Genomic DNA, 12834 nt, shown 5'->3' on the forward strand with positions numbered 1-12834 from the left:
TGATTTTTTTCGAATTGAGGCTCTAGAAAAGTCGCTGTTTTTTTGGTGCAATGAGGTTGACAGTTGTTCACTGAAAGCGCATGTTACGCCTAAGTAACTTAGAAGTAACTTTGATGACATTCAAGGGGTATAAACATGTCAAATTCTCTTTTCGCCGTTTTCTCAGCAGTTGTGCTGATCGGCCTCGTCTACAGCGGTGCGAACCTGCTGACCTTCACCGCCGCAATCGGCGCGTCTGCTTTGGGCTTCTATGCTTTGGGTGGTCTCGGTGAGTTTGGCCTCATTGTTTTTGCTGCAATTTATCTGCCCATCGCCGTGGTGCTGAATGTATCCAGCCTGCGCCGCGGTGTGCTGACTGCACCAATTTTCAAGGCTTTCAGCAAGGCCCTGCCAGCCATGAGCCCCACTGAAAAGGACGCGCTTGAAGCAGGTGACACTTGGTGGGAAGCCGAAATGTTCGGTGGCAAGCCAGATTGGTCCAAGCTGATGAACGTGAAGTACACCGAGCTGACTGCCGATGAAAAGTCTTATCTCGAGAATGAGACCGAAGAGCTGTGCAAAATGCTCGACGACTGGAAGATCACTTTCGAATTGAAAGACCTGCCGCAAGAAGTGTGGGATTTCATGGGCAAGAAGAAATTCTTTGCCATGTTGATCGCCAAGGAACACGGCGGTTTGGGTTTCTCCCCTTACGCACAAAGCTGTGTGGTCGCGAAGATTGCAACGCGTTCGCTGACCGCGTCAGTGACCGTGATGGTTCCCAACTCCTTGGGCCCAGGCGAGCTGATCATGCACTATGGTACGCAAGAGCAGAAAGATTACTGGCTACCACGCTTGGTAGATGGTCGCGAAATTCCATGTTTCGGTTTGACCGGTCCTGAAGTGGGCTCCGATGCCTCAGCAATCCCTGACACTGGTGTTGTTGTGAAGCGCGTGGTGAATGGCAAAGAAGAACTGGGCATTGTGCTGAACTTCAGCAAACGTTATATCACCTTGGCCCCAGTGGCCACTGTGGTTGGTTTGGCATTCAAGTTGAAAGACCCTGAAGGGTTGCTGGGTGACAAAAACAAGGTCGACTACGGCATTACCTGTGCCTTGTTGCCTGCCGACACTCCCAATGTTCAAATTGGTCGCCGCCACTTCCCAGGTGCGGTGTTCATGAACGGCCCAATCATTGGTAACGACGTTTACATCCCACTGACCTCCATCATTGGTGGCCGCGAAATGGCTGGCAAAGGCTGGAGAATGCTGGTTGAGTGTTTGTCAGCAGGCCGTGGTATTTCATTGCCAGCTTTGTCTGCAGCCTCCGGTTGGGGCATGTACCTTGCCACCGGCGCTTACGCACGCATTCGTCGCCAGTTCAAAATGCCGATCGGCCGTTTTGAAGGTGTTCAGGAAGCAACCGGTAAAATCGGTGGCCTGACATACAAACTTGAAGCGTCGCGTGTATTGACCGCAACTGCCTGTGCAGAATGCGCACCTTCAGTAGTTACTGCCATGATGAAGTACCACATGACCGAAATGATGCGTGAAATCATTCTGCGCTCCATGGACGTACACGGTGGCCGCACCGTTATTCTTGGCCCACGCAACTACTTGGGTCAGGCTTACCAGGCCATGCCAGTTGCCATTACAGTTGAAGGCGCGAACATCATGACACGTAACCTGATCGTATTTGGTCAGGGTGCAATCCGTTGTCATCCTTGGGTCCTGAAAGAAATGCAGGCTGCCCAGAACCCCAACAAAGAAGAAGGTCTGCGTGATTTCGACACTGCATTCTTTGGTCACTTGGGTCATATTTTCAACCGCGCCATGCGTGCCTTGGTTCTGGGTTTGACAGGCAACCGCCTGGCGAAAAGCCCGGTCAGCGGCCCCATGGCCGACTATGCAAAAGCCATTGAGCGCCGTTCTGCTGCACTGGCATTCACCGCCGACGTGGCCATGGGCGTACTGGGTGGCGAACTGAAGCGCCGTGAACGCCTGTCCGCCCGCCTGGGTGACGTGTTGAGCCACCTGTACATGGCCACAGCGGTGCTGAAGTACTTTGAAACCAACGGTCGGTTGGCCGATGAGCTGCCACATGCACAATGGGCGATTGAAGACTCTTTGTTCGAAATCGACAAGGCATTCACCGAGTTCAACCGCAACTTCCCCAACAAGGCTGTTGGCAAGCTGCTGAGTTTCGTGGCTTACCCATTGGGCATGGGCAAAACCAAGGGTCCAAGCGACAAGGTGAATGCTGAAGTGGCTGAACTCTTGATGACTCGCAATGCTTTCGCCAATCGCTTGCTTGACAAGGTGTTCGTGGGTGAAGGTTTGTCTGACCCGACAGGGCGCATTCTGGAAGCTGCCGACAAGCTGTTGTCCATCGAGCCTGGTTACAGCAACTTCCTGAAAGCAGTGTCTTCAGGCAAGGTGGTGGGTGAAGGTCTGGAAGCCCAGTTGAAAGACGCTGTGGCCAAAAACGTCATCAGCCCAGATCTGGCCCAAGGCATCCGCGAGTACGAGCCAATTCGTTTCGATGCGATCCTGACAGACGACTTCAGCAAAGACTATTTGCGTACCAATGGTCAAATTCCTGACGAGATCATTGAAGCCAAGCCTGTCACTGAGTACAAGGCAGCTGCTTGATTTTAAAGGGCAAGTTTTTCGACAATATTTTGTTGTAGTGAAAACATCGAAAGGCCTCGCGAAAGCGGGGCCTTTTTTGTTACTCGTTCAGAATTTTTTGCGCTATGCTGAATACATGGCAATTGAATTGATTCGTGACAATCGTTTTGGTGCATTTTTCTGGACGCAGTTTCTTGGCGCGTTCAATGACAACCTTTTGAAGTTCGCGGTGACCCTCGCGGTGACCTACAACGATGCGCTTCGTGGCAGTTTTTCTCCTGGCCTGCTCATTAATCTGATCGCAGCACTGTTCATTCTTCCCTTCGTGATTTTTTCAGCCACCAGCGGGCAACTTGCCGACAAGTTCGACAAAACCAAGGTCATGCGTTTGGCCAAGTGGCTAGAGCCGCCTATTGTCTTGATTACCGCTGCTGGATTTCTCCTGAATTCAGTTGAACTACTTGTGCTTGGCGTATTTTTGCTGGGTACGCAATCTGCATTTTTCGGTCCTGCAAAATATGCCTATTTGCCTGAACAACTCAAGTCGAGCGAGTTGATGATGGGCAATGCTTTGGTCGAATCCGCAACCTTTATGGCAATTTTGTTGGGCACAATTGCCGCGGGTAGTTTGATGAGTCAAGAAACCGGCAATCTAGCGGTCTACATCGTTTGCGGGTTTGGATTTCTGGTGGCCCTGTTGGGTGTGTATCAAGCGCAGCGCATGCCGTTGACGCCCTCTCATTCGCCTGATCTGAAGGTGAATTGGAACCTGTTCACAGAAACATGGCGCAATGTTAGTCTGGCAACCAATTTGCCCAAGGTTTGGCCTGCTTTGCTCGGAATTTCCTGGCTTTGGTTTGTAGGGGCAACCTATTTGACCCAGTTTCCGCTGTTGTCTAAAACCTTACTCAATGCCAGCCCGGGCGTGGCCACCGTCTTGCTGTTTGCCTTTACCGTAGGTTTGGGTATTGGTGCGTTTTTGTGCGAGAAATGGTCGCGCAAGCGAATTGAAATGGGTTTGGTGCTGTGGGGCCTGCTTGTCATGATAGTGGCGGGTGTGTTGCTGCATTGGGTGTTGGTGACCTATCAAACCAATCCCGATCAACAAACTGTAGTCGAGTTTTTTAGTCAGTTGAATAATCTGGCTGTTCTAGGGCTTTTTGTGTTGATTAGCATTGGCGTTGGTTTGTACAGCGTGCCCCTATACGCCACCATGCAAGCTTTTGCACCCAAGGAGAGTCGCTCGCGGGTGGTGTCAGCCAACAACATTGTCAATTCTTTTTTCATGGTTGTTTCTGCCGGGTTTGCAATCGCTATTTTGCTGGCCATGAAAGGCGAGGTGTTGTGGGTGTTTACTGCAGTCACCGCAATCAATGTGGTGGTTTTGGTCCTGTGGTTGTTCAAGCAGCCTTATGTGGTGCTTCGCGCTCAACTGCTGCTTAAGGTGCCAGGTAAATACTTGCCACGTATTGAAAACATGGATCACCTCGGTGATTCGGGTGGCAACCTCATTGTGTTCCCAACTTTGCTTCATGAAAATTACCTTCAACGCATGGCGGGTTTGCCCATCGAGATGACAGTGGTGCTTTCGGGGCGGTTAAAACAATCCAGGTTTGTGAATCGCTTGCGCAAACACGGCTTTGTGCTCGAATTCAGCAAACTTTCTGAGACTGATACCCAAAAGGAATTAATCAAGGCGATCGCGTCACATATTCAGCAGAACCGGTCTATTGCTATTGATAAACCCATGTTTGAGCTTCTGCGTAAACAGTATCGTCTTGATGACATGCCCGGCGTGTTGGCCAAAAAGGGTGTAGTGATGAATGTGCTGGAATTTATGGAAGAGCAGGGACAACAAAAAGCTGAAAAAAATGCAATTTCTCAAACAGTCTGGCGTCTAAACAAAAGAGAAGCTCTAACCGTTTCAGGGGTTTGATACCCCACTTGGCAGGGAGATAGTGGTAACAGCATAGTTAATTCGAAAGTGTTGCAAGCACCAAAACAGCACAAAAATGTAAACAAACAAGCTGGCCTGTTTTTTGCAACTTTTTCGAGAGATGAAAGTGATTGCTTTGGGCGCGAAATAGGTTCACGGCCGAAGTAAAAGGCAAAGAAGCGTTGTGCAGGAGGACATCATGAACACAGAGCTTGAACCGCGTGATTTGAATTCCAGCGATTCTGACATTTTCGGTCAGTTTCAGTCTCGTTTTGCAGCTTTGCAGCAAACCGAGATGAGCCTCGAAGAATACCTCGACCTGTGCAAAGCCGACCCCCTCACATACGCCAGCGCGGCTGAGCGCATGCTTCATGCCATTGGCGAACCCGAAGTCATCAACACCCGGCACGATCCCCGTTTGTCTCGTATTTTTGCCAACCGTGTAGTGCGTCGTTACCCCTCATTCAAAGAGTTCTATGGCATGGAGGAGGTGATTGAAAACATTGTTGCCTATTTCCGCCACGCCGCGCAGGGTCTTGAGGAGCGTAAACAGGTGCTTTACCTGCTTGGGCCTGTCGGTAGCGCAAAGTCCTCATTGGCTGAACGTTTGAAAGCCTTGATGGAGCAGCAACCCATCTATGCCTTGAAGGGCTCACCTATTAACGAGTCGCCATTGGGCTTGTTCGATCCGGCCCAGTTTGGTGCTTCGCTTGAAGACAAATACGGCATTCCCCGCCGCTATTTGACGGGTATTGCCAGCCCCTGGGCCACCAAGCGTCTGGCTGAGTTTGGTGGTGACTTGCGCAAGTTCCGGGTGGTTCGCTTAATGCCTTCAACTTTGAATCAAATTGCGATTGCCAAAACCGAACCGGGTGACGAGAACAACCAGGATATTTCAGCCTTGGTGGGAAAGGTCGACATTCGCATGTTGAACCAGTTCAGCCAGGACGATCCCGATGCTTACAGCTTCAGCGGTGGCCTGTGCCTGGCCAACCAGGGTTTGCTCGAATTCGTGGAAATGTTCAAGGCACCCATCAAAATGCTGCATCCTTTGCTCACAGCCACCCAAGAACGCAACTTCAAGGGCACGGAAGGCTTTGGCTCCATTCCATTTGACGGCATTATTCTGGCGCACAGCAACGAGTCGGAATGGCAACAGTTCCGCAACAACAAAACCAATGAGGCGTTCCTGGACCGTGTGTACATCGTGAAGGTGCCTTACTGCCTGCGCGTGTCCGAAGAGGTAAAAATCTACGAGAAATTGCTTGAGCATTCATCATTAAACAAGGCGTCTTGCGCGCCTGGAACCCTGAACATGATGGCGCAGTTCAGTGTTCTGACCCGCTTGAAAGAACCGGCGAACAGCAATCTGTTTAGCAAAATGCGGGTGTACGACGGTGAAAACCTCAAGGATGTGGATCCCCATGCCAAGCCAATTCAGGAGTACCGTGACCAGTCCGGACCCGATGAGGGCATGAACGGTTCGTCCACACGTTGGGCCTACAAAGTATTGTCCAAAGTATTCAACTTCGACCACCATGAAGTGGCAGCCAACCCAGTGCATTTGTTGTATGTGCTTGAGCAGCAGGTGATTAAAGACAACCTGCCCGAGGAACAAACCCGGAAGTATCTTGATTTCATCAAGAGCTACCTGACGCCCAAGTACGCAGAATTCGTGGCCAAGGAAATTCAAACCGCTTACCTGGAAAGCTATAGCGAGTACGGTCAAAACCTGTTCGAGCGTTACATACAGTTTGCTGACAAATGGATTCAAAACGAGGAGTTCCGCGACCCCGCTACAGGGCAAATTTTTGATCGCGACTCGCTGAACGAGGAATTGAATCGGATTGAAAAACCCGCGGGTATTGCCAATCCAAAAGATTTCCGCAATGAAGTGGTTAACTTTGTGTTGCGTGCACAGGCCAGCAATTCCGGCACCATGCCTGCATGGACCAGCTACGAAAAGTTGCGCGAAGTCATCGAGCGCAGCATGTTCTCGAAAACCGAAGACCTGTTGCCTGTTATTTCTTTCGATCACAAAGGTTCGAAAGAAAGCCAGGAAAAGCACGAGAATTTTGTCGATCGCATGGTGGCCAAGGGCTACACCGAAAAACAGGTTCGTTTGTTGGTGGAATGGCATTTGCGCGTGAAAAAGGCGTCTTGATCACGCAAAACGCATAGGGAGTTTGCCATGGGCGATTCAACCATTATTGATCGCAGGCTCAACGGCAAAAACAGAAGCTTGCCCAACCGCGAGCGCTTTATTCGGCGTTACAAAACGCAATTGAAAAAAGCGGTCGCGGATGTGGCTGGTGAGTCGTCAATTTCTGATGTCAGCGGTGATGGGCGGGTGAAAGTGCGCATTCCCACCCGTGAAGTATCCGAGCCGACATTCATTTTTGGCCAGGGTGGTGATGTTGAGCATGTGGTTCCAGGTAACCGCGACTTTGTGCCGGGCGACCGAGTCCCACGTCCTGGCGGCGGTGGCGAAGGGCAGGGCGGAGGAAAGCCCGGTAAAGGCGAAGGTGAGGACGGATTTACCTTTGTGTTGTCGCGCGAAGAGTTCTTGAACCTTTATTTCGATGATCTTGAATTGCCAGAACTCCTGAAACGCGAAATTTCATCGGTGAAACGCATGAAAAGTCGCAACGCAGGTTATTCCCGCACCGGCGCGCCCACTTCGCTTTCTGTACTTAGAACCATGAAGGCTTCGCTCATGCGTCGCGTTGCACTCGAGCCTAGAGGCGAGGATGAAGACGATGATGAGGAAGAAAAGGGTCAACTTGATCTCCTTGACGATGTCAAAAAGAAGCCCTATGTGCCGTTTCTCGACGAAGTCGACCTGCGCTATCGCAACCGTGTCACTTATCCCGAGCCCTCCACCAACGCAGTTATCTTTTGCCTGATGGATGTCTCAGCTTCGATGGACGAAGCCAAAAAAGACTTGGCCAAACGTTTCTATACACTGCTTTATCTTTTCCTGACCCGCAAGTACGAGGAAGTCAAGCTGGTTTTTATTCGCCATACCGATGAAGCGGAAGAAGTGACCGAGGAGGATTTTTTCTACGGCAAAAAAAGTGGTGGCACAGAAATCATGCCAGCCATGGAGTTGATGCACCACATTATCGAGACCCGCTATCCTGGTAGTGCATGGAATGTGTATGTCGCACAGGCATCAGATGGCGATGCCACCTCGCGCGATGCGCGAGCCAGCGCGGAGTACCTCTCTTCCAAAATCATGCCGCATGTGCGTTACTACGCTTATGTGGAAACCATGCCCACACCCATGTTTGGCATGGCTCGTGCATCCGATTTGTGGGAAAGTTTTGAACGTCTGGAAGACAGCTTCGCGGGGCATTTTGCCATGCGCAAGCTGTTTAACCGCCGTGATATTTATCCGGTATTTCGTGGTTTGTTTGAGAAGAAAGAAGTCGCCTTTGGGCGCTAGGAGTAGCAACATGGCCCAGCAACTCGACCTGGCTGGCAATGAGTGGACGTTCGATCTGCTGCGTGACATTGACACGCAGCTTCACGACATTGCAGCCAACAAATTCAAACTCGATACTTTCCCCAATCAAATTGAAGTGATCAGCGCTGAGCAAATGCTGGACGCATACTCCAGCGGGGCGATGCCCGTCATGTATCCGCACTGGAGCTACGGCAAATCTTTTTCTGTCAACGAACATCTCTACGAGACGGGACAACAGAACCTGGCCTATGAGGTGGTGATCAATTCCAACCCCTGCATTTCCTACCTCATGGAAGAGAACACCATGACAATGCAGACACTCGTGATTGCGCACGCCTGTTACGGACACAATTCCTTTTTCAAAGGCAACTATCTGTTTCGGCAATGGACGCAGGCCGACGCAATTATCGATTACCTGGTTTTCGCCAAAAAGTACGTCATGGAATGTGAAGAAAAATATGGCATCGATGCGGTCGAGGAAGTACTCGATGCAGCCCATGCCATACAGCATTTCGGGGTTGATCGCTATAAAAGACGCTTCGAATCTGAAGCATCGTTGAAGGTGAAGCGTGATGATCTGGCTGAAGAGAAGCGACGTCAGTACGATGAAATCATGGCCAAGGTGTCACCAGTCGAGGCTGCTCAAATAGAGCGTCGTCAAGACAACTACCCCCGTGAGCCGGTTGAAAACATCCTTTACTTTATCGAAAAGGAAGCTCCAAAACTGCGAGATTGGGAACGAGAACTGGTGCGCATAGTTCGCAAAATGTCTCAGTACTTTTATCCTCAGGGGCAAACCAAGGTCATGAACGAAGGGTGGGCGAGTTTCTGGCATTACACCTTGCTCAATACCCTGTATGACGAGAAGCTGGTATCCGATGGTTTCATGCTTGAATTTCTGACTTCTCACACCAATGTCGTTTTCCAGCCAGATTCGCGCGATGGGCGGTTCCGGGCCTTGAATCCCTATGCTTTGGGCTTTGCCATATTCAGTGACATTCGCCGCATGTGTGAAAAACCCACTGAGGAAGACAAGCGTTGGTTTCCCGAACTTGCTGGAAGTGGTAACTGGTTGAAAGCCGTTGATTTTGCCATGCGCAATTTCAAGGACGAATCATTCATTCGTCAGTTTTTGTCACCCAAGGTCATTCGCGATTTCCGCTTGTTTGCAATCGCAGATCATAAAACGGAAAGCGAGTTGTTCATCGACAGTATCCACAATGACGAGGGCTACAAGCGCATTCGCACCCTGTTGGCCAACCAGTACTCTCGTGAAAGTATGGTGCCCGACATTCAGGTGACATCGTATGCTCGAATGACAGACCGCTCACTCACCCTGACTCACATGAGTCGTCGCGGCAGACCGCTGAATGTAGACGAAGCCGAGAAAACACTCGCCCAGGTCGAACGCTTGTGGGGCTTTCCGGTACATCTGGAAACATCGGATGCGCATTGAAACCCAAGTCATACAGCAGGCCAAACTAGATCTTTCCGGTTCGGTCGCGCCTTTTGAGTTGAGCCTGCCTGACATGCCCGCTTCGGTGTGGGCCAGCCCAGACCTGCTTCGTTCTCGCTTTCATCTCGAGGCAGCCCGTTTTTTCGAATGCGAATCCGTGTTGGCGGTCACTGGCATAGAAAGCGGTATTTCTGCGCTCGCACGTTTGTTTCAAACCTGGTACGGCTCAATGCGGGTTGTCCTGGCTGAGCCCAGTTTCGATCAGTGGGACAAACGGTTTCGAAGGGCCAATCACGTTGTGCTGGACTGGCCTGTGGAACTTATACTGGAGGGGGAAATTCCAGAGTGCGATGTAGTGGTGCTAGGTCGTCCGGTCAATCCCACTTGCCAAATGATCGGCATCCAGCAAATCAAGCCTCTGGCCCGAAAGCTTCGTGAGCAGGGGGGGTGGCTAATTCTCGACGAGGCTTATCTGGATTGGACTGGAGAGGAGTCTTACGCCTCTTTTATTGAAGCCGAGCCTGCCATTGTGCTTCGCTCCGTGGCGCCCTTTTGTGGTTTGGCTGGCGCGAATCTGGCCTTTGTCTGTGCCCCCAAGGCGGTTTGCACAGCATTGCTCAACGAAGTAGGTACACAAGCAGTTTCTTCACCGCAATGGTGGCTGGCGCTACAGTATTTTGCGGCAGAGCAATGGAGAGCCAAGCAGTTCGTCAGGCTTGAGGCGGTGTGTGAACGGCTTGCTTCACTTTGGCGCGTTCGACTGGGCGAGCATATTCCAATTCACAAAGGTGGTTACTTCATCAGCTTTGCTCACCCGAACAATGAACGGTGGGCTGTTGATCTGGAGAATATGGGTATTCTGGTGCGTGCCTATCCTGCGGAGTACATCATTTTGCGTTGTGGCGCGCCGAAGTCAGAGGCAGATTGGTTTCGCCTGCAGAATGCGGTTAATGCGCTGAGCGATTAATCGTGACGCATCACTTCTTCGATACCTCGTTCTCTTGGTTTGGTTGAAACCAGCAGGGTTTTTGCCAAACGGTCTTGAGGAAATTGCCCGTTTTTATCAAAAAAAGAGTAGATGAAGGCGATGCCAGTCAAATTGAAAAGCCAACAGAGCACATAACGCAGCAGCGCCTGAGTAAGTCCAACGCGCTCCCCGTTCTCTTTCACTAATCGAATATGCCAGGTTTTCATGGCAAGGGTTTGGCCTCCATGGCGCCAAAACCACACAAAATACAGCCCCAATACGGCAAAGAACCACCACTGGCGTGCCTCTCTAAGATATAGGGCATGTCGGCTTTGGGTGAGTGTGTCGAAAAAGTAGCCTGCAATGAACAAAACGCCGAACAGCAGCATACTTTCGTACAGCATGCTTGCAAATCGGCGTTTTCTGCTGGGACTGATGAGCCCGTTGTCTAGTAGTCGTTCCATTTCACTATTTTATCGCTGGCGCGCTTTCGAAATGGAGCGGGGAATTAATTCAGCGAAGGTTTGTTGCTTTTCCCTTGAATTCATCGCGTTGCTTTTGGTCAAGGCTTTGATAGCTGTTCCAGCTCGAATTTCGCTCGCCTTGACGCTTTTCTTTCAGGGCTTTGTAGTTTTCGCGGGCAGCAGCTTTCTCCCTTGGGCTTAATTCGCTCCAGGTACTCACGCGCTCACGCATGATCGCCTGACGTTCAGGGGGCTCGCTTTCGTATTTTCTACCCACTTTGAGCCAGCGTTCTTGCTGGGCATTGTTCATGGAGTTCCAGTCGTCTTTCAGTGGGGCAAGCAGTTCTTGCTGTTTGTCTGACAACTCTGACCAGTCGGTCGCGGCGAAAGCATTGTCACTCTGAATGCACAGCACCAGGACCAAGCCCAAAGTCATCAATCCGGAAAAGAGTCTAGTCATGATCATGCCCCTCAATCCTTAAAATACTAGATCGACGTGGTGAAGTCGGCGGGTAATGAGTCCATCCATTGCTCAATTCCGTCCTCAGCTGGAATTGCATTGTTTTTCTGCAACTCAGTGGCGTAATTGATAAATCCTGGATCCAGGTAAGCATCGGGTGGCAAATCGTCCGACAAAATGGCCGCATCAAGATCTGCTGTTTCAGAAATTCGTGCGTCTGAATTTTCCAGACCAAACTGCGCCACACCAAATGCTGCACCGGCAATGAACAGCGCACTCACAGCCATCGACAAGGCCGGGCGGTTGAACCACTCAGAAAATTGATGAAACAGGCCGCCTGTCGAGCCATGATTGGGCCCATCCTTGATGTGCTTCGTTTTGCCTTGAATGCTGTGTTTCTCAGCATGAAGTTGCACCGATTTGGCGATGGCGAGGTTAAGGCGATCTTGAATGTGGGGCGGAACTTGATCTGCCGACTCATCAAGTAGCCTTTTTACTACATTTGCGGTTAGCCGATCTTCATTCATTCCCGAAACCCCTGTTGCCTCAATACCTGTGCCAATGCCTTTGTTGCTCTGGAACAGTGCGTTTTTACACTGCCCTCTGAGCATCCCATGATCTCTGCTGTTTCTGCCAAGTCCATCTCTTCCCAATAACGCAAGATGAATGCCTGGCGTTGACGTTCTGGCAAATTTGCGATGGCCTCTTCGATGGCGGCCATGTTTTGTGACTGCTCAATTTCATCCTGGGCGCTCGCGTTCTGAGATTCATCTTGTGCGAGAAGGTTCTCAAGCACATCGTAATCTTCTTCATCTTTCTTCTGAAAACTTGAAAACAGCGTTGTCCAGGTGTTTCTAACCTTCTGACGGCGGTGGTAGTCCAAAATTGTGTTCTGCAAGATGCGTGTAAACAGCATCGGCAGTTCTTCTTTGGGTTTGTCGCCATATTTGTCAGAAAGCTTCATCATGCTTTCCTGCACCAGGTCCATGGCACTTTCTTCGTTCTTGACGGCAAAAAATGCTTGGCGATAAGCCCGGTGCGACACCTCTCTCAAAAAATCCTCTAATTCTCGCGTGCTGGCCATAAATGTATTTGTCGAGGTGGTGTCAGAGGGTTTTTGGGTCGAGGCGAGAATGATTCGCAATATTTAACAATACGGCATGATATCAAAGCCGCAAGCTTTTTTCTTGACCCACAGCGGGCTTCGCACTAAGATCTCGTTCTACCCTGTTTTTGTCTCTAGTTAATCAGCATACCCTTGTTGTTTTAGCGAAAGACGCGCTAGGGCGCTGAACCTGTGGTTCAGAAGCCCATGGCCAACCTGCCCGACATAATCGGGTTGCGATCGCCAGCGCTTTGCGACATGTCCACACCCACAAGGTTGTTCATTTTCAAAAAGCCTGAGCCCCACGGCAATGCGATCCAGGACGGCATCCGACCAATGTCCCGTGGATTTTGTCAGGATTTTTTTA

Annotated in this window: 11 protein-coding genes; 6 read left to right on the forward strand and 5 right to left on the reverse strand. The window is 50.6% G+C overall.

Annotated elements, in window-relative coordinates:
• The first annotated feature begins 135 nt into the window (after window positions 1-135).
• The 6 genes from B4N58_RS09010 (at window position 136) to B4N58_RS09035 (ending at window position 10438) form a co-directional block, all read left to right on the forward strand.
• Complete coding sequence (locus B4N58_RS09010; RefSeq protein WP_008251140.1) at window positions 136-2631, forward strand: acyl-CoA dehydrogenase; 2496 nt, start codon at window positions 136-138, stop codon at window positions 2629-2631.
• Window positions 2632-2746: 115 nt separating this feature from the next.
• On the forward strand, window positions 2747-4546 hold the full coding sequence (locus B4N58_RS09015) for an MFS transporter (protein ID WP_291748393.1): 1800 nt from the start codon (window positions 2747-2749) through the stop codon (window positions 4544-4546).
• A gap of 199 nt (window positions 4547-4745) precedes the next feature.
• Entirely contained in the window at window positions 4746-6710 is a 1965-nt protein-coding gene (locus tag B4N58_RS09020; protein WP_050771217.1) for a PrkA family serine protein kinase, read from the forward strand.
• Between the two features lie 27 nt (window positions 6711-6737).
• Window positions 6738-7994, forward strand: coding sequence for a YeaH/YhbH family protein (locus tag B4N58_RS09025; protein ID WP_008251146.1), 1257 nt, complete (start codon window positions 6738-6740; stop codon window positions 7992-7994).
• A gap of 10 nt (window positions 7995-8004) precedes the next feature.
• The gene (locus B4N58_RS09030; protein WP_291748399.1) at window positions 8005-9471 is read left to right on the forward strand and encodes a SpoVR family protein; all 1467 of its coding nucleotides are present in this window, start codon (window positions 8005-8007) and stop codon (window positions 9469-9471) included.
• Window positions 9461-10438: an aminotransferase class I/II-fold pyridoxal phosphate-dependent enzyme gene (locus tag B4N58_RS09035; protein WP_008251151.1), complete on the forward strand. Its 978-nt coding sequence runs from the start codon at window positions 9461-9463 to the stop codon at window positions 10436-10438. The genes B4N58_RS09030 and B4N58_RS09035 overlap by 11 nt, the downstream gene beginning before the upstream one ends.
• On the opposite strand, the gene B4N58_RS09040 is transcribed toward B4N58_RS09035, so the two are convergent.
• From B4N58_RS09040 to B4N58_RS09060, 5 genes are all read right to left on the reverse strand, one after another.
• Window positions 10435-10902, reverse strand: a complete 468-nt coding sequence (locus B4N58_RS09040; protein WP_040513249.1) for an RDD family protein — start codon at window positions 10900-10902, stop codon at window positions 10435-10437. The two genes, B4N58_RS09035 and B4N58_RS09040, sit on opposite strands and share 4 nt — an antisense overlap.
• 49 nt (window positions 10903-10951) lie before the next feature.
• Window positions 10952-11362 carry a DUF3106 domain-containing protein gene (locus B4N58_RS09045; RefSeq protein ID WP_198006844.1) on the reverse strand — a complete coding sequence of 137 codons (411 nt, stop codon included), beginning with the start codon at window positions 11360-11362 and terminating at the stop codon, window positions 10952-10954.
• 26 nt (window positions 11363-11388) lie between these two features.
• A complete protein-coding gene (locus B4N58_RS09050; protein ID WP_291748405.1) occupies window positions 11389-11889 on the reverse strand; it encodes a DUF3619 family protein in 501 nt (166 codons plus the stop codon).
• Window positions 11886-12446, reverse strand: coding sequence for an RNA polymerase sigma factor (locus B4N58_RS09055; protein WP_008251156.1), 561 nt, complete (start codon window positions 12444-12446; stop codon window positions 11886-11888). The genes B4N58_RS09050 and B4N58_RS09055 overlap by 4 nt, the downstream gene beginning before the upstream one ends.
• Window positions 12447-12664: 218 nt before the next feature.
• Window positions 12665-12796, reverse strand: coding sequence for a hypothetical protein (locus B4N58_RS09060; RefSeq protein ID WP_291748408.1), 132 nt, complete (start codon window positions 12794-12796; stop codon window positions 12665-12667).
• Window positions 12797-12834: the final 38 nt, after the last annotated feature.

This window comes from Limnobacter sp. UBA3528 (genome assembly GCF_002377005.1).
Taxonomy (GTDB): domain Bacteria; phylum Pseudomonadota; class Gammaproteobacteria; order Burkholderiales; family Burkholderiaceae_B; genus Limnobacter.